The sequence below is a fragment of the Actinokineospora baliensis genome (assembly GCF_016907695.1).
Classification (GTDB): domain Bacteria; phylum Actinomycetota; class Actinomycetes; order Mycobacteriales; family Pseudonocardiaceae; genus Actinokineospora; species Actinokineospora baliensis.
Genome location: NZ_JAFBCK010000001.1, coordinates 3,282,617 through 3,299,709, shown reverse-complemented (window position 1 = coordinate 3,299,709; position 17,093 = coordinate 3,282,617). Strand labels below are relative to the sequence as shown.

Sequence of the window (17,093 nt, the reverse complement as noted above, 5' to 3'; positions counted from 1 at the left end):
CGATCCGAACACGGAAAAACCCAATCGTGTGGTATCCGTCGAATGGGGACAGTACGGCCGCGACAGGTGCTAACGGACGAGCCCGGCGTCGACATCGGACAGTCGCGGCGCACCGGAGAGCACCATCGCCTCTTCCAGTTCGTCGCGCAGCGTCGAGAGCACCGCGGCCGCGCCACCAGCACCGGCGACGGCCAACCCGTGCAGCACCGGCCTGCCGAGCAGCACCGCGTCCGCGCCGAGCGCGAGCGCCTTGAGCACATCGGTGCCCCGGCGCACGCCACCGTCCACGAACACCGGTACCCGACCGGAAACCACCTCGGCCACCTCTTCGAGCGCGTCAATAGCCGGTATGGCTGAATCGAGTTGGCGTCCGCCGTGGTTGGACACGACGATCCCGTCCACCCCGTGGTCGAGGGCCAGCCCGGCATCGGCGGCGGTGAGAATTCCCTTGAGCAGCAGCGGCAATGGCGTCAGTTCCCGCAACCAGGCCAGATCGGTGAAGGTGATCGAGGCGTCGAATTGCTCGCGGGAATGACTCTGAATCGACGAACCGGATTCCCCCGTTCGCGCCATCACGTTCATGGCGGCGGGGTCGATATTGGCGGCCGTGACCCCGGCCGGGAGGGTGAAGCCGGAGCGCAGGTCGCGCGGCCGGGTGGCCACGCGCGGCGCGTCGACGGTCAGCACGAGGGCGCGCACGCCCGCGGCCTCGGCGCGGCGGACGAGGTCGACGAGCGCGTCGCGCTTGCGCAACCAGTACAGCTGCAGCCACAGCGGCGCGGTGGTGGCGGCGGCGATGTCGGCCAGCGTGCGGCTGGCGAACATGCTCACCACGAACGGAAGACCGCACACGCCCGCGGCGTGTGCGGTCGCCACCTCGCCGTCGGGGTGCACGAGGCGGTGGTAGGCCATCGGCGCGATGGCGATCGGGGCGCGCACCGGGTCCCCGAGCAGCGAGGTGCCCAGGTCCGGCTTGGTCACGTCGACGAGCACCCTCGGCCGCAGCACCCGCCGGTCGAAGGCGACCCGGTTGGCCGCGACGGTGACCTCAGCGCCGCTGCCGCCCTCCAGAAAACCCCAGGTCGGCCCCGGTAATCGGGCCTGAGCGGCCCGTTGCCAGTCCTCGAGGCACAGCAAGTCGCCCATCCCCTGACTCTCCGCCACGAAAGTCCCCCAACCACAGCGCCCGGTGGTCGATGCCCTCCGGTCGGGACCCTGCCCCGCCGGTCGACCTCGGGCGTCAGTGTACCCAACAAGGCCGATCGTTCGTACGTTTTTCTCCCCAGACAGCGGTTTAGCGACGCTCACCCACGGTTCGGGTGGTGACCGCACGGGTGCACAGAGTCACGGGTTCGGCCAGTTGAGCGCCACGGCCCGCTCGGCCAGCATCAGCACGGGCAGCGTCGTGGTCGAGCGCGGGCTGACCGGGATCGCCGACGCGTCGATGACCAGCAGGTCGCGCACCGCGCTCACCCGACAGGTCTCGTCGAGCACCGCGTCGACATCACCCGTTCGGCCCATCCGGCAGGTGCCGACCGGGTGGTTGTAGGTGCCGACCGTCGCGTGCACCACGTCGACGAGGTCCGCGTCGGCCACCGACGCCCCCGGCAGCCGCTCGCCGACCAGCAGGCTCGCCAGCGGGGACTGCTCGGCGAGCCCGCGGATCACCCGCAGGCCCTGGGCGACGCGGGCGGCGTCGCGCGGGTCGCGGTAGATGCCGGTGTCGACCACGGGCAGCTCGCCAGCATCCCGGGAGCGCAAGCGGACCGAGCCGACCGAGTGCGGGGCGACCAGGGCCGAGGTCATCAGCAGGTCGTAGCCGGTGGGGTGCCCCTGCGGGGACCGCGTCGGCATGGTCGCCATGGCGTGGATGTGCACGTCCACGTCCGGCTCGTCGCGGCTGGTCTTGATCGAGAGCATCGTGCGCAGCGGGGCGGGCCGCCGCGCCGGGGTCTCCCCGGCGGTGGCGAAGATCGCCGGGGTCGACGGGTGCTCCAGCAGGTTCGCCCCGACCCCCGGCACGTCGGCGACGAGGTCGACACCGACCTCGCGCAGGTGCTCCGCCGGGCCGACCCCCGAGCGCAGCAGGATCGCCGGGCTGCCGTAGGCGCCCGCGCTGAGCACGACCTGCTCGGCGGCCAACTCCTCACCGGTGGCCAGCCGCACGCCGACCGCGCGGCCGTCGCGGATCAGCACGGTATCGACGTCGGCGCCGGAGCGGATGGTGAGGTTGGGCCGGTCTGCGGCGTCGGCCAGGTACACCAGAGCCGAGTTGTAGCGCCTGCCGCCGACCTGGTTGAGGGGGGTGAGCCCGGCGCCGAGGGAGTCGGGGGCGTTGTGGTCGTCGACGAGCGCGTAGCCCGCCTTCTCGCAGGCGGTGAGGAAGCGCTCCTGGGAGTCGGTCAGCTCCTCGCGCGGGTACCGGCGGATCGGGGTGCGCCCCGGCGGGGTGCGCGGCTCGCTGTCGTGGTCCACCTCCAGGGCCTGGTAGACGGGCAGGACCTCGTCCCACCCCCAGCGCGGCAGGCCCAGCGCCGCCCACGCCCGGTGGTCGGTGGGCCTGCTGCGCAGGGCGACGCAGTAGTTGACGGCCGTGGAGCCGCCGACGACCTTGCCGCGCGGGATGGGGAAGGTGTGACCGCCGTGGGTCAGCGGAGCGCTCGCGAAGCCCCAGTCGTGGCTGCGCGGGAAGCCGAGCCCGTCGAGCAGGTCGGTCGGCCAGCTCGACTCGGTGGCGTAGTGCGGGCCGGCCTCCAGCAGCAGGACCGAGCGGGTCGGGTCCTCGGAGAGCCTGCTGGCCACCACGCAGCCCGCTGCGCCCGCGCCGACGACGATCACATCGTGTGTCATGAACCCGCTTCTTCGTGTCGTGGTGGTCGGATCAGCCGACCAGGACGGGCAATCTGCTCAAACCGCGGATGAGCGTGTTGGACTGCCACACCAACTGCTCCGGGTCGACGGCCAGGCGCAGCTTGGGGTAGCGGGTCAGCAGCCGCTCGAAGGCCACCCTGCCCTCGATGCGGGCCAGTGGCGCGCCGACGCAGTAGTGGATGCCGTGGCCGAAGGTCATGTGCCCGCCCATCGGCCGGGTGATGTCCATCGTGGCCGCGTGCGGGAAGAACTCGTCGTCGCGGTTGGCGGAGGTGAGGATGGTGGCCACGAACGAGCCAGCCGGGATGGTCACCCCGCCGATCTCCACGTCCTCGATCGAGTACCGCATCATCGAGGTGTTCGCCGGGCCGTCGTAGCGCAGGAACTCCTCGACCGCGTTGGGCAGCAGCGACAGGTCGCCGCGCAGCAGGTCGAGCTGCTCGGGGTGGGTCAGCAGCGCCAGGGTGCCGTTGCCGATCAGGTGGACCACGGTCTCGTGCCCGGCGAACAGGGTGAGGAAGGCCATCGAGACCACCTCGATCGCGGTGAGCTCCTGGCCCTCGTCGCGGGCGGTGATCAGCGCGGTGAGCAGGTCGTCGCCGGGGTTGCGCTGCTTGTGGTCGATCAGCTCCAGCAGGTAGCCCGCCATCGCCGCCGCCGAGGACTTGGCCTCGTCCGAGCGGTTGTCGGAGGTGAGCGCGACCGGGGCCGAGTCGGTGCCGATGGCCAGCGCCCAGCGGTGGAAGTCGGAGCGGTCGCTGGCCGGAACGCCGAACAGGTCGCAGATGACCGTGAGCGGCAGCGGGCTGCCGAACTGCCCGATCAGGTCGACCTCACCGGAGGGGTCGAAGGCGTCGAGCAGCTCGTCGACCAGGGCCAGCACGTTGGGCTTGAGCCCCTCCATGCGGCGCGGGGTGAGCGCCTTGGCCATGAAGCGGCGCAGCCGGGTGTGGTCCGGCGGGTCGACGTTAAGCATGTGCCTGCCGAACTGCGAACCGTAGTCCTCTTGCGTCGGCCGGACGTCGGAGCCGGTCTCCACCAGCTTGCGCCCGTGCACCAGGTCGCTGGAGAAGCGCCGGTCGGCCATGACCGTGCGGACGTCGGCGTGCTTGGTGACCATCCAGACCTTGAGCCCGTTGGGCATCAGCACCTCGCGCACCGGCGACTCCGCGCGCAGGCGGTCGTACACGGCGTGCGGGTCCTGCATGTCCGACGCGCCGAAGACGAGCACGTCCTCGGCGGGCCGCTCGGATAAGGACTTGCTGGTGGCTTGGTCTGAAGACACGACGCTCCTCGGGTACCGGTTCGACTCGCTGTCCCCCGTCACAGCCCGGCGGCCGGACGGGGTCGACTCTAACACAGAGTCCGATCGGTCGTGCGGTTATTTTCGGTACACCGTACCGGCTGGTAGCGGCCCGGACGGTCACCGAATGCTCCCGTTCGGACACACTTCGGTGGCGGACAACCGGAAACTGCGCGCTACCATGACGGAAACGCGTGGTGGCAGGGGTAAGATCGACTGACACCGCGCGACTCCCAGCGGGCCCAACGGCTTCCACCGGGAAGTGCCGACCGCGGCGGTGCCCACCAGGCACCACCCGCACGAGGCCGTCGCCCGAGATGTCCTTGCCCGTGCCAGCTTCCGTGAGGGTGCACCGATGACCCAGGCTCGAGTGGACGGTCGTGTCCAGCGGGGCAACCACACCCGCGGTCTCGTCGTGGCGCGCGCGGTCGAGATCGCCTCGGTCGAGGGGCTCACCAGCCTGTCGCTCGGCAGGCTCGCGAGCGACCTCGAAATCAGCAAGAGCGGCGTCTTCGGCCTGTTCGGCTCCAAGGAGGAGCTGCAGCTGGCCACCATCGACGCGGCGTTGCGGATCTACGTCGACACCGTGGTCACCCCGGTGCTCGACCTGCCCGCAGGCGTAGACAAGGTGTGGCGGCTGTGCCTGAGCTGGCAGGACTACTCGTGCGGGCGGGTGTTCCCCGGCGGGTGCTTCTTCTTCGCCGTCTCCGCCGAGTTCGACGCCCAGCCCGGCCGGGTGCGCGACACCCTCGCCGCCCTGTCGGCCAAGTGGGCCGCGCTCATCGCGCACACGCTCGAGCAGGCGCGGGAAGCCGGTGAGCTGACCGGCGAGGTCGACAGCGAGCAGCTGGCCTTCGAGCTGATCGCGTTCATGGAGACGGCCAACGCCAACTCGGTGCTCAACGACGACCTCGCCGTCTACGACCGCTCCCGCGCGGCCATCCTGCGGCTGCTGCGCGCCGCGGCCACCGACCCGGCGCTACTACCCGCCACGGCCTGACCCGGTCACCTGTTCCGGTAGTCCCACCCGCTGGACGCACCCGCTGGTCCGGTTGACCGCGTGCGTGGCCGGTGTTCGGATAGGTGGGTGTCCACCGCGAATCCCGCCCACAGCCTGACCAGGCGCAGGCACGTGGATTTCGCCCGGGTCTGCAGCCAGGCCTGTCGCCGCTGAAGCCACTGCCCCACGACCGGTACGCCACCGCGGCCGGTCCCCTTCAGCGCGCCCGGCCGACCCGTGGAGTTCACCGTGTCCGAACCCCGCCCACCCGAGCCCGAACACCGAGTGCCCGATCCGCTGCAGTTCGCCTACTGGGTGCCCAACGTCAGCGGCGGCCTCGTAGTCAGCGACATAGAGCAGCGCACCGACTGGTCTTACGAGTACAACCGGCACCTCGCGGTGCTGGCCGAGAACAACGGCTTCAGCTACGCGCTGAGCCAGGTCCGCTACCTGGCCAGCTACGGCGCGGCCTACCAGCACGAATCGACCAGCTTCAGCCTCGCGCTGCTGCTGGCCACCGAGCGGCTGAGGGTCATCGCCGCGGTGCACCCCGGGCTGTGGCACCCGGCCGTGCTGGCCAAGCTGATCGCCACCGCCGACCACCTCTCCGGCGGCCGGGCCGCGGTCAACGTGGTCTCCGGCTGGTTCAAGGGCGAGTTCACCGCCCTCGGTGAACCGTGGCTGGAGCACGACGAGCGCTACCGCCGCGCGGAGGAGTTCATCCGGGTGTTGCGGGCCAGTTGGACCACCGACGACACCCAGTTCGCCGGGGACTTCTACCGGCTGCGCGGGTTCGACCTCAAACCCAAGCCGCTCACCGGTCCGGATCGACCACACCCGGAGATCTTCCAGGGCGGCAACTCGACAGCGGCCCGGGCCATGGCCGGGCGGGTCTCGGACTGGTACTTCAGCAACGGCAAGGACTTCGACGGCGTCAGCGAGCAGGTCGCCGAGGTCGGTGCCGCCGCCCGGGAGCACGGTCGGCGGGTCCGGTTCGGGCTCAACGGGTTCCTCATCGCCCGCGACACCGAGGCCGAGGCCCGTGAGACGCTGCGCGAGATCGTGGCCAAGGCCAACCCCGACGCCGTGCGCGGGTTCCGCGACGCGGTCCAGCAGGCGGGCAGCTCCACCGCCGACGGCAAGGGGATGTGGGCGGACTCGTCGTTCGAGGACCTGGTCCAGTACAACGACGGGTTCCGCAGCAAACTCATCGGCACCCCCGAGCAGATCGCCACCCGCTTGGTCGCCTACCGCGCCCGCGGCGTCGACCTGGCCCTGCTCGGATTTCTGCACTACCACGAGGAAGTCGAGTACTTCGGCACCCACGTGCTCCCGATCGTGCGCGCCCTGGAGGCCGACGCCGACCGCGGCGCAGGCGTTCCCGAACCAGCGACCCACTGAGAGGCAGGACTGATGACGATCGCCGAGGCCGACTGGGCCAAGTCCGCTCCCACCACCGCCACGGGGTGGTTGGCCCGTGCGGCGGAAGTCTCCGCCCTGCTGGCGGTTGACGCTGTCGCGCGCGACAGGGAAGGCAAGACCCCGCACGCCGAGGTCCAACTCCTCAAGGACTCCGGCCTGGTCACGTTGCTCGGACCGGTCGAACACGGTGGTGGCGGCCAGGATTGGCCCACCGCGTACCGGATCGTGCGCGAGATAGCCAAGGCCGACGGGTCCATAGGCCAACTGCTCGGGTACCACTACCTTTGGTTCTGGGCCGCGAGGCTGGTCGGTACACCAGAGCAGGTCTTGGCGGTAGAGGAGTTGGCCACCAAGAACCGCTTCTTCTTCGGCGGGGCGGTGAACCCGCGCGACGACGACGTCGTCATCACCGACGAAGGCTCCTCCATCGTCTACAACGGACGGAAGTCGTTCTCCACCGGCAGCAAGGTGTCGGATCTGACCGTGCTGGAAGGGGTGCTGGCGGGCACCGACAAGCACATCTTCGCCATCGTCCCCTCGACCACCGAGGGACTCACCTTCCACGACGACTGGGACAACATCGGGCAGCGGCTGACCGAGTCCGGCAGCGTCACCATCTCCGGGGTGCGGGTCGACTGGGCCTCGGCGGCGGGCTACGTCGACAAGGTGTTCACGCCGCGGGTCTACAACACGCTCAACGTGCCCACCATCCAGTTGGTGTTCGTCAACTTCTACCTCGGCATCGCCCGCGGCGCGCTGGAGACCGCCCGCGCGTACACCGTCGAGAAGTCCCGGGCCTGGCTGCACGGCGGCCACGACCGCGCGGTGGACGAGCCCTACGTGCTCGACCTCTACGGCGACCTGACCGCGAAGCTGTGGGCGGTCGAGGCGCTGGCCGACCAGGTCGCGGCCGAGGGGTGGGCCATCCACCAGCACCCGGACGTGGTCACCGAACGCGAACGCGGCGAGCACGAGGTGCGGGTCGCCGCCGTGAAGGCCAGGGCGACCGAGGTGGCGCTGGAGATCACCAGCGGTGTCTTCGAGGTCACCGGCGCCCGCGCCACCACCGCCCGCGAGGGCCTGGACCGGTTCTGGCGCAACGTCCGCACGCACACCCTGCACGACCCGGTCGCCTATAAGCGGCGCGAGGTGGGGGCCTTCGTCTTGCGCGACGAGATCCCCGAGCCCACCTGGTACTCCTGAACCCCGGAGGTAGCGTTGTCCTCGATCGTCGTCCTGTCCGGCAGCCCGTCGGCCACCTCCCGCACCGCGGCGCTGACCGCGCACCTGGCCGACCGGCTGCGCGCCCACGGCCACGAGGTGCGGCTGGTCCGAGTCCGCGACCTCCCCCCGGCCGCCCTCCTGCACGCCGACGTCACCGACCCGGCCATCGCGGACGTCACCGCCGCGATCGACGCGGCGGACGGGGTGGTGGTCGCCTCCCCGGTGTACAAGGCGGCGTACTCGGGCCTGCTGAAGACACTGCTCGACCTGCTGCCGCAGTTCGCCCTCGCGGGCAAGACCGCGCTGCCGGTGCTGACCGGGGGAAGCCCGGCGCACGTGCTGGCCCTGGACTACGCCCTGCGGCCGGTGCTGTCATCGCTCGGGGCGCACCACATCGTGCCGGGGTGGTTCGTGCTGGATCGGCACATCGAGGTCTCCGAAACGGGGGTGGTGCTGCACCCGGACGCGGAAGCGCCGCTGTTGTCGGTTGTCGACACTTTCTCGCGCGTATTACCGGTGCCGGTCAGTTAGCGCACCAGGGGTCCTGCGGAGTTCTTTCCGCGGGACCCTTTCGCGTTTACGGGCGCAGGAGGGATTTGACGACTTTTCGGTCGCCCATGTCCGCCTAGGCGTCAGCGACCCTGGAACTCCGGACCGCCCGCGGGACACCGACATATCCGAGGCGGCCGCCGGGGCGGACCGAACGCAGGGACTGGTCCATGGATTCGGTCCGCCAGGGCCTGCCGGGCCGCGTGGCGGGACATGGCGACGACGCGGGAGGCACCGAGGCGGGCGGCGGCCAGGACAGCACAAAGACCGACCGCGCCGACCCCGGACACCACGACGGTGTTACCCGGGGTGGCGAGGGCCGACAGCAGGGCGAGCAAGTACACCTGCACCCACACTTCGCCCGGCAGCAGCACATTCGCTCGTCGGAATTATCTACAGTAGACAGTCGCAGGTGGATGGTGCGTTTAGACCTTGGCGATCGCCGAACGCAAAGCCGACAAGACCAACTCGGCGCGGTCTGGGCGGGCGTTGTGGCCCATCAGGCCGATGCGCCACACCGAACTGGCGAAGGCGCCAGCGCCTGCGCCGATCTCGATGCCGTACTCGGTGAGCAGGATCTGGCGGACTCGGGCGGAGTCGACGCCGTCGGGGACTCGGACTGTGGTGAGTTCGGGGAGGCGGTGGCCCTCGGCGGCGAAGAGCTCCAAGCCCTGGTCCACCAAGCCTTCCTGCAGCAGGGCACCGGCGGCGCGGTGGCGTTCCCACACCTGCTCCAAACCCTCCTCCAGCACCCGGCCCAGCGCGGCGTGCAGGGAGGAGATCATCGCCACGGGCGCGGTGTGGTGGTACGTGCGGCCACCGCTGGAGCCGTCCACGTAGGCGCCGATCAGGTTGAGGTCGAGGTACCAGGTCGGTGGGCGCTTCACCCTCCGGTCCCAGGCTCGCGGGGACACGGTGAACGGGGCGAGACCGGGCGCGACGCCAAGGCACTTCTGGGTTCCGGAGTAGGCCAGGTCCACGTCCCAGGCGTCGATGGCCACTTCGATGCCCGCCAGGGACGTCACGCAGTCGGCCAGGACCAGGGCCCGCTCGTCGCGCTTGTGCACGGCGAGCGACAGCGCCCGGATGTCGCTGCGCACGCCGGTGGAGGTCTCGGCGTGCACGGCGGCCACCAGCGACGGCTCCGGGTGCGCGGCGAGGACCCGTTCCACGTCGATCGGCGTGCCCCAGTCGTGGTCCACCCGGACCACGTCCGCCCCGTAGCGGCCCGCCACGTCGACCATGCGCTCGCCGAAGAGCCCGTTCACGCCGACCACCACGACGTCGCCGGGGCGGACGAAGTTCGCGAACGCCGCCTCCATGCCGATGGACCCGGTGCCCGACAAGGGGAGGGTGCGGTCGTTTGCCGTTCCCCAGACCCGGCGCAGGCGGGCGCAGGTCTCGTCGAGCACGCGGAGGAACTCCGGGTCCAGGTGCCCCAGCAGGGGCGCCGACAGGGCGGCCGTCGCCTCGGGGTACGGGTTGGACGGTCCTGGGCCGAGCAGGGTGCGGTCGATCAATGCCATGGCGAGAACTCTACGGACGGGCCACCGGCTCCGCCGCGAGTTGTCCACAGGGTGGTTCGCGGTGCCCGCGCAGCATGATGCCCAGCGCGTACGGCACCAGGTCGCCGCCGCGCTTGCACAGCCACGGGATGCCCTTGAGGACCAGCCAGGCCAGGTGGGCGAGCGGGCCGACCCGCAGGCCGCCCTCGCACACCAGGCTCACCGGGGCGGGCTGGACGCAGCCGCGGCCGACCAGCTGTTCGGCGAACGCCTTCGCCAGCATCCGGTGACCGAGTTCGGACGGGTGCAGCCGGTCGACGCTCCAGGTCGCCGTCTGGTAGGCGCCGGGCATCGCGTCCAGGTCGAGGTGCGCGGCGCCGGTGTCGGCCACGACGGCCTCGATCACGGCGTTGAGGCGGTCGATGCGGGTGCGCAGCGCGCGGCGCAGCGAGGCGGGCATCCGGAACACGCGGGCGTGGTCGTGGAAGCGCACCAGCACCACCTCGGTGCCGACCGCGTGCAGCGAGGTGACGATGTCGGTGAGGTCGGCGCGCATCGCCTCGGGGTCGAAGTCCGAGCGCAGGGTGTCGTTCATGCCCGCGATCAGCACGGCCGCGTCCGGTCGGACGGCGAGCGCGCGCGGCAACTGCACGGCGCGCACGTCGGCGAGCCGGGCGCCGTTGACCGACACGTTGTGCTCCTGCGCGCCCAGCGCGGCGGCCAGCAGCGGGCCGAAGCCGCGCCACCCGCCGCCGCGCAACGGGTCGCCGATGCCGACCGCGGTCGAGTCGCCGAGGACGGCCAGGGTCCTCGCGGTCCAGGTCGCGTGCGGGTCTGGTCGGGTCGGCGGTGTGCTGCGTTCGATCCCCAGCGCGGTCACGCGGACTACGATGCGGCGCGAGGACTCACCGGCGGTGAGATCGCGGTGTCCGCCCGGGGTCGGACCGGAGAAGACTTCGGTATCAGTCGAACGCGGGGTAGAGCGGCAGCGAACGCGCGCCGAACCGCGACTGGAGCGCCGTGACGACCGCCTGCGCGTGCTCGGCGACCGCAGCCGCGCGGGCCAGCCGCGCCGAGGCGGCCAACGCCACCCAGCGGGCCACCAGCACGTCGGCCTGGTGCGGCTTGGCGACCGACCCGCCGGAGCCCAACTGCTCGACGTCGGGCACGGTGAGGTACTGCCAGGTGGTCAGCCACACCCAGAACAACTGGGCGTCGAGCAGCCGGGGGCCGAGCACGGCGTCGTCGTCGAGGTCGGGCCACATGACCCGCACCTCGGCCCGCCAGGCGGCCAGCATGGCGTCGGTCATCCCCGGCGGCAGCGCGTAGGCGCACCAGCAGGACGGGAACGGCACGGTGAGGTACGCGGCGTCGAACATCATGTTCCGCACGCAGCCGCCCTCGAAGTCCAGGAAGCGCACGCCGCGGTTGGTGATGAGGTTGTTGTCCGGGCACGAGTCCGACGGGCTGAACGCCCGGTGCCGCGCGGTGTCGAGCAGCGCGAGGGTGCGCCTGGCCGCGTCGTGGGCGGTCGGGTCGGTGTCGACGCCGAACTCGGTGGCCAGCAGCAGCGGCAGCGCCTCGATGGCGACCGGGCCATCCACGGTCAGCGGGTCCTTGGACTTGGGCGGGCTGAGCCTGCGCAGCAGCGCGTCGAAATCGGCCTCGCGGCCCGCGGTGGAGGCGTGCAGGCGGCCGAGCGAGCGGGCCCAGGACAGCAGCGCGCCCTCGGCGGCGCGGGCGTCGTCGCCGTGCAGCTTCTCGGCCAGCGTCGGCGCCCGGCCCAGGTCCTCCATGACCAGCAGGTTGGTGCCGCTGTCGTGGGCGAACAGCTCCGGGCACATCCGGTCCTCGGCGGCCAGCGCGGTGAACAGCTGGTAGCTGACCGCCTCGCGGACCCAGCTGTCGCGGGTCGCCCCGCCCGCCGGGCGCACGTAGCGCTTGACCGCGAGGGTGCGCGGCAGGGAGAACGGGCTGGCGGCGACCTTCACCCGCAGCACGATGGAGCGCTCGCTGCCGCCGAGGTCCTCCGGTTCGGCCAGGTGGATGCGCGCGCCGAAGCGCTTGCTCAGCACGGACTCGGCGGCCACGACGGTGGCCAGCACCTCCGCGCTCGCGAGTTGATCGGATTCGCCGGGGCCGTCCGGTGCGCCGGTGCCCGGCGGATCGGCGGCGATCTCCACACTCATCTCCTCTGACCCTGCTCCCGATCGTAGGGGGCCGAACCGGCCCGGTCAGCTATCCCGCCGAGAAGACCGTAGTGGTCGAACCCGGGTCGCGACGAGGGACCCGCAAAGAAATAACGGTGAGCACCCCGTTTTCGGTGTGCGACCCACCGGCGCGTCCCAGCGGGTGGGACGGATCAGCCGCGCGAGAGCGGCCGGGTGCGGGCCCGCGAGCGGCGGCGCAGGAGCAGCACGACGGCAGCGGCGAGCACGATCCCGACCAGGTTGACCGCCAGCTGACCGGCCGAGGCCGCCACCTTGGTCCACTGCCCGAGCACCGCGGCGACCCCGATGTACCCGGCGGCGGGCACGGTGGTCACCGAGATGAACACGCCCACCAGCGCCGCCGACTTCGCCGAGGTCATCGACAGCATCCCGGCCGCGCCCGCCAGCACCGCGACCACCAGCGACCACACCCCGACCTGGTAGACGAAGTCCACGTCGTGGTCGCCGCTGATCGCCCCGACGTCGAGCAGCCCGGCCCGGTGGCCGAGCCAGGTCAACCCGGCGGTGACCGCGATGGCCACCGGGAACCCGACGGCGAGCGCGGTGACCGCCCGGCGCACCAGGTCGCCCCGGCGGCAGACCAGCCCGACGGCCAGTGCCGCGAGCGGCCCGAACTCCGGGCCGACGACCATGGCCCCGACGATCGTCACCGCGGAGTCGGTGACCACCCCGGCCGCGGCGAGCAGGCAGGCGATGACCAGGAACGCCAGGTAGGTGCCGGTGAACCGGGACTCCTCGCCGGTGCGGGCGACCAACTCCTCCCACACCAGCGCGTCGGCCCCGTCGCCGGGCGCGGACGCCTCCGCCTGGTCGGCGGCGTCCGACAGCGAGGTGTCGATCTGCTCGAGGGTGATGCCGCCGTCGCGGTCGATGCCCAGGTCGCACAGCGCGGCCAGGACCTCGTCGGCCGCTTCGCGGGCCACGTCGGCCTCGAGCACGTCGCCCTTCGGGTCGATCGCCGCGCCCGCGAACAGCACGAGGTGGGTGGCGCCGGGGTGCTCACGCAGCACCGCCAGCGCCCGCTCGGTGCTCGCGGGCGGGCAGACGACCCTCAGGTGCAGCACCTCAGCCCGCGGTGGGCGCGGCCGCCTCGGTGGGCTTGACCGGCTTGAAGTCGACCCCGGCCTCCTTGCGCTGCTCCGCGGTGATGGGCGCGGGCGCGGCGGTCAGCGGGTCGTAGCCGCCACCGGTCTTGGGGAAGGCGATGACCTCGCGGATGGAGTCCAGGCCCGCCAGCAGCATGACCAGCCGGTCCCAGCCGAAGGCGATGCCGCCGTGCGGGGGCGCGCCGAAGGCGAAGGCGTCGAGCAGGAAGCCGAACTTCTCCTGCGCCTCGGCCTGGTCGAGGCCCATGATGCCGAACACCCGCTCCTGGACATCCTTGTTGTGGATACGGATCGAGCCGCCACCGATCTCGTTGCCGTTGAGCACGAGGTCGTAGGCGTAGGCCAGGGCGTTGCCCGGGTCCTGGTCGAACCGGTCGATCCACTCGGCGTTGGGCGAGGTGAAGGCGTGGTGCAGCGCGGTCCAGCGACCCGCGCCGACGGCGACGTCACCGGCGGAGGTGGCCGCGGCGGCCTCCTCGAACATCGGCGCGTCGACCACCCACACGAAGCCCCACGCGGACTCGTCGATCAAGCCGCAGCGGCGGCCGATCTCCTGGCGGGCGGCACCCAGCAGCGCGCGGGCGTCGTTGGGGTTGCCCGCGGCGAAGAACACGCAGTCGCCCGGCTCGGCGCCCGCGGCCTTGGCCAGGCCCTCGCGCTCGACCTCGGACAGGTTCTTGGCGACCGGGCCGCCGAGCGTGCCGTCCTCCTGGACCAGCACGTAGGCCAGGCCCTTGTGGCCGCGCTGCTTGGCGAACTCCTGCCAGGCGTCGAGCTGCTTGCGCGGCTGGCTCGCGCCACCGGGCATGACCACGGCACCGACGTAGGGCGCCTGGAACACCCGGAACGGGGTCTCGGCGAAGTACTCAGTCAGCTCGGTCAGCTCGACGGCGAAGCGGATGTCGGGCTTGTCGGAGCCGTAGCGGGACATGGCGTCGGCGTAGGTCAGCCTGGGCAGCGGCGCGCTGATCTCGTGGTCGGCCAGCTCGCGCCAGATCGTGCCGATGATCCGCTCGCCGAGCGCGATCACGTCGTCCTGCTCGACGAAGCTCATCTCGATGTCGAGCTGGGTGAACTCGGGCTGGCGGTCGGCCCGGAAGTCCTCGTCGCGGTAGCAACGGGCGATCTGGTAGTACCGCTCCAGGCCGCCGACCATGAGCAGCTGCTTGAACAGCTGCGGCGACTGCGGCAGCGCGTACCAGGAGCCGGGCCGCAGCCGGGCGGGCACGACGAAGTCGCGGGCGCCCTCGGGGGTGGAGCGGGTCAGCGTGGGGGTCTCGACCTCGACGAAGCGCTCGGCGTGCAGCACCTCGCGGGCGATCCGGCTGACCTCGCTGCGCAGCCGGATGGCCCTGGCGGGCTCGCTGCGGCGCAGGTCGAGGTAGCGGTAGCGGAGCCGGACCTCGTCGCCGACGGTGAGGTGGTCGTCGAGCGGGAAGGGCAGCGGCGCTGACTCGCTGAGCACGTGCAGCTCGGTGGCCAGCACCTCGATCGCGCCGGTGGGGATCTCCGGGTTCTCGTTGCCCGCCGGGCGGGCGGCGACCTCGCCGACGACCTTCACGCAGAACTCCGCGCGCAGCCGGTGGGCGCGCTCGGCCATCTCGCCCTCGCGGAAGACGACCTGCGACACGCCCGAGGCGTCGCGCAGATCGATGAAGATGACCCCGCCGTGATCGCGCCTGCGGGCCACCCACCCGGTGAGGGTGACGGTCTGCCCGGCGTGCTCGGCGCGGAGGGTTCCGGCCTCGTGCGTGCGGATCACGGTGTGCGCTCTCCTGTCGCGATCAGGGTGCTGGCGTGCGGGTGCGCGGGTGCGGACCCGTGGTTGTGGCAGCCAGGCTAGCCAACGATCAGAGGCCGCTGTCCAGCAGGTTTATGCTTACCGACCCCGGGGTCTCCCACGGGTGCGCCATCTGGGAACGGGAACGGTCCCGGTGGACCCTATGGAGGGTGCTCATGGACCGTTCGGGGGTATAGCACCGGCGTCATTCAGGCTATCCGGTGACCGCCAGGAGTGATCTGGTTACCCATGAATTAACACTGACGCTACCCAGCGGGGCCCCTAAGACGTAATGTGACCGTCAGGGCGTAAGGGGTAACCCAGGGAGTGAACATGGGTAGCGGTATCACCCGCGAGCCAGTTCGTGAGCTTCACCAGAACGGGAGTGTCCGCCATGCGTTGACAGCCGAGCAGCCCGAGTCGCTGGCGGCTGACGCGTTCCCCACGGCGTTGCGGTCGGCGATCCAGGCCAGCGGTCTGAGCCTCGACCGGATCCAGTACCGGCTGCGGGCCAGGGGGGTGTCGATCAGCGTCACCGCGCTGAGCTACTGGCAGTCCGGGCGGCGCAGGCCCGAGCGGGCCGAGTCGCTGGCCGCGCTCGGCCATCTGGAGGACGTCCTCGGGGTGCCCACCGGCTCGTTGATCGCCCTACTCGGCCCACCTCGGCCGCGCGGGCGGGTCAACCGGGAGTCCTCCCGGCTGACCGTCGAGGCGCTGTGGGGCAACAGCGAGCCGGTCTCGCACCTGCTCAAGCGCATCGACTTCACCAGCGACAGCGCGCTGACCAAGATCAGCCAGCACGACAAGATGGAGATCGCGGTCGACCGCGGCGAGAAGGCCCTCAACATCCGCCAGGTATTCCGCGCCGAGCGGGACGGGGCCGATCGCACGCTGCTGGTGTACGACCTGGAGGTGCCCGGCAGGCCGTTCCCCGAGATCGTCGCGGGTGACACCTGCCGCATCGGCCGGGTCGCCCAGGACGCCACCGCGGGGCTGCTGGCGGGCGAGATCCTGCTCGACCAGCCGCTCAACCGGGGCGAGACCACCATCGTGGACTACGCGCTGCGCCACCCGGGACCGCCGTACTCGCGCGGCGACGACAGCTACTGCCGCAAGTTCCCCGGGCCGGTCCGCGAGTTCGTCCTCGAGCTGCGCTTCGACCCCAGGGCGCTGCCCGCGTACCTGGAGCAGTACACCGTCGACATGGACGACCAGGTGACCAACCGGCGCAAGCTGGACGTCACCCTGGACGGCAAGGCGCACGCCGTGGCCCTGGACTTCGGTCCCGGGATCCTGTGCGTGCGGTGGGAGTGGCCGGACTAGCAGGTCCGACCGGGACCGGCTCGCCTCAGGGCCGGTCCCACCCGGTGATGGTCAGGGTGAAGATGGCCTCGCCGACGCGCCCGTGCGCACCCCGAGCCGACACGGCGATGGGGTACGCGCCGGGTGCGGCGGACGGGCTGGTGAAGATCCAGAGGGTGCAGGCGCCGCCGCCGACGGGCAACCGCGCCGGGCTGAACGTGGCCCGGGTCCCCGGCGGGACGCCGTCGACGCTGAGCTCCACGGGCTCGTCCGTGGAGACGGTGACGCGCGTCTGGGTCAGGAAACCGGGTTGGGTGGTCGACTCCTCGGGTACTAAGCGCACCTTGATGCCACTGTGCGTCGAGGCGTCGTCGACGGTCAGTGACATGTAGGCCCGCGCCGCCATGCCATTGGCCGCTGTGGCGTGCACGGTGACCGGGTAGACCCCTGGGCTCGCCTTCTCCGGGATGGCGATGCTCAGCCGCGTCGAGCGGCCCGCCTCGACCACCTTCGGCTCGAAGGTGGCGATCGCCCCGCAGGGCAGCCCGGTGACCGACAGGGTCAACGTGTGGGCCTCGGCTCCCGCCTTCGTCGCGATGATGGCGGTGGCGCCACCAGGCCGCCCCACGCGGAGCGAGAGCGGCTCCACGGACAGGGTGAAGTCGCCCGGGCTGGTGCTGGGGCTGAGGAACGGGTCGATCGCGTAGGCCACGGTGGGGATCTCCTCTGGTCTGCGGACCATCACCATCACCGTGCGGACACATCCGGAACAATCCGTAGTCGACGCAGTACGGGTACTG

14 protein-coding genes are annotated in these 17,093 nt (G+C 71.4%); 5 read left to right on the top strand and 9 right to left on the bottom strand.

Annotated features, from left to right (window positions below; all coding sequences use genetic code 11):
• Positions 1-69: 69 nt before the first annotated feature.
• The 3 genes from JOD54_RS15785 to JOD54_RS15775 form a co-directional block, all read right to left on the bottom strand.
• The gene (locus JOD54_RS15785; protein WP_204451257.1) at positions 70-1,146 is read right to left on the bottom strand and encodes an alpha-hydroxy acid oxidase; all 1,077 of its coding nucleotides are present in this window, start codon (positions 1,144-1,146) and stop codon (positions 70-72) included.
• 198 nt (positions 1,147-1,344) lie between these two features.
• Positions 1,345-2,850 carry a GMC family oxidoreductase gene (locus tag JOD54_RS15780; protein WP_204451256.1) on the bottom strand — a complete coding sequence of 502 codons (1,506 nt, stop codon included), beginning with the start codon at positions 2,848-2,850 and terminating at the stop codon, positions 1,345-1,347.
• A 31-nt stretch (positions 2,851-2,881) separates the two neighbouring features.
• Positions 2,882-4,156: a cytochrome P450 family protein gene (locus JOD54_RS15775; RefSeq protein WP_307860083.1), complete on the bottom strand. Its 1,275-nt coding sequence runs from the start codon at positions 4,154-4,156 to the stop codon at positions 2,882-2,884.
• A 373-nt stretch (positions 4,157-4,529) separates the two neighbouring features.
• Here JOD54_RS15775 and JOD54_RS15770 point away from each other — a divergent pair, with 373 nt between their 5' ends.
• From JOD54_RS15770 to ssuE, 4 genes are all read left to right on the top strand, one after another.
• A complete protein-coding gene (locus tag JOD54_RS15770; protein ID WP_204451255.1) occupies positions 4,530-5,174 on the top strand; it encodes a TetR/AcrR family transcriptional regulator in 645 nt (214 codons plus the stop codon).
• A gap of 285 nt (positions 5,175-5,459) precedes the next feature.
• Positions 5,460-6,575 carry a dimethylsulfone monooxygenase SfnG gene (gene sfnG / locus JOD54_RS15765; protein WP_204456305.1) on the top strand — a complete coding sequence of 372 codons (1,116 nt, stop codon included), beginning with the start codon at positions 5,460-5,462 and terminating at the stop codon, positions 6,573-6,575.
• Positions 6,576-6,587: 12 nt separating this feature from the next.
• A complete protein-coding gene (locus JOD54_RS15760) occupies positions 6,588-7,799 on the top strand; it encodes an acyl-CoA dehydrogenase family protein (RefSeq protein ID WP_204451254.1) in 1,212 nt (403 codons plus the stop codon).
• A 15-nt stretch (positions 7,800-7,814) separates the two neighbouring features.
• Positions 7,815-8,351, top strand: a complete 537-nt coding sequence (gene ssuE / locus JOD54_RS15755) for an NADPH-dependent FMN reductase (RefSeq protein WP_204451253.1) — start codon at positions 7,815-7,817, stop codon at positions 8,349-8,351.
• A gap of 443 nt (positions 8,352-8,794) precedes the next feature.
• On the opposite strand, the gene JOD54_RS15750 is transcribed toward ssuE, so the two are convergent.
• The 5 genes from JOD54_RS15750 to aspS form a co-directional block, all read right to left on the bottom strand.
• A complete protein-coding gene (locus tag JOD54_RS15750) occupies positions 8,795-9,895 on the bottom strand; it encodes a pyridoxal-phosphate-dependent aminotransferase family protein (RefSeq protein WP_204451252.1) in 1,101 nt (366 codons plus the stop codon).
• A 10-nt stretch (positions 9,896-9,905) separates the two neighbouring features.
• Positions 9,906-10,754: an SGNH/GDSL hydrolase family protein gene (locus JOD54_RS15745; RefSeq protein WP_204451251.1), complete on the bottom strand. Its 849-nt coding sequence runs from the start codon at positions 10,752-10,754 to the stop codon at positions 9,906-9,908.
• 82 nt (positions 10,755-10,836) lie between these two features.
• On the bottom strand, positions 10,837-12,063 hold the full coding sequence (locus JOD54_RS15740; protein WP_204451250.1) for a hypothetical protein: 1,227 nt from the start codon (positions 12,061-12,063) through the stop codon (positions 10,837-10,839).
• Positions 12,064-12,236: 173 nt separating this feature from the next.
• Positions 12,237-13,169 (bottom strand): DUF389 domain-containing protein, encoded by a 933-nt coding sequence (locus tag JOD54_RS15735; protein ID WP_204451249.1) that lies wholly within the window; start codon positions 13,167-13,169, stop codon positions 12,237-12,239.
• A gap of 1 nt (position 13,170) precedes the next feature.
• Positions 13,171-14,973: an aspartate--tRNA ligase gene (gene aspS / locus JOD54_RS15730; protein ID WP_204451248.1), complete on the bottom strand. Its 1,803-nt coding sequence runs from the start codon at positions 14,971-14,973 to the stop codon at positions 13,171-13,173.
• 417 nt (positions 14,974-15,390) lie between these two features.
• Here aspS and JOD54_RS15725 point away from each other — a divergent pair, with 417 nt between their 5' ends.
• Positions 15,391-16,314: a helix-turn-helix domain-containing protein gene (locus JOD54_RS15725; protein WP_204451247.1), complete on the top strand. Its 924-nt coding sequence runs from the start codon at positions 15,391-15,393 to the stop codon at positions 16,312-16,314.
• A 25-nt stretch (positions 16,315-16,339) separates the two neighbouring features.
• Here the strand turns inward: JOD54_RS15725 and JOD54_RS15720 are convergent, their stop codons facing one another.
• Entirely contained in the window at positions 16,340-17,035 is a 696-nt protein-coding gene (locus tag JOD54_RS15720) for a COG1470 family protein (RefSeq protein ID WP_204451246.1), read from the bottom strand.
• Between the last annotated feature and the right edge of the window lie 58 nt (positions 17,036-17,093).

Excerpts from the sequence above, each read along its gene's own strand:
- JOD54_RS15770 (WP_204451255.1), top strand. The coding sequence starts at position 4,530 with ATGACCCAGGCTCGAGTGGACGGTCGTGTCCAGCGGGGCAACCACACC.
- JOD54_RS15750 (WP_204451252.1), bottom strand. The coding sequence starts at position 9,895 with ATGGCATTGATCGACCGCACCCTGCTCGGCCCAGGACCGTCCAACCCG.
- JOD54_RS15720 (WP_204451246.1), bottom strand. The coding sequence starts at position 17,035 with ATGGTCCGCAGACCAGAGGAGATCCCCACCGTGGCCTACGCGATCGAC.
- JOD54_RS15740 (WP_204451250.1), bottom strand. The coding sequence starts at position 12,063 with ATGAGTGTGGAGATCGCCGCCGATCCGCCGGGCACCGGCGCACCGGAC.
- JOD54_RS15760 (WP_204451254.1), top strand. The coding sequence starts at position 6,588 with ATGACGATCGCCGAGGCCGACTGGGCCAAGTCCGCTCCCACCACCGCC.
- JOD54_RS15785 (WP_204451257.1), bottom strand. The coding sequence starts at position 1,146 with ATGGGCGACTTGCTGTGCCTCGAGGACTGGCAACGGGCCGCTCAGGCC.
- JOD54_RS15780 (WP_204451256.1), bottom strand. The coding sequence starts at position 2,850 with ATGACACACGATGTGATCGTCGTCGGCGCGGGCGCAGCGGGCTGCGTG.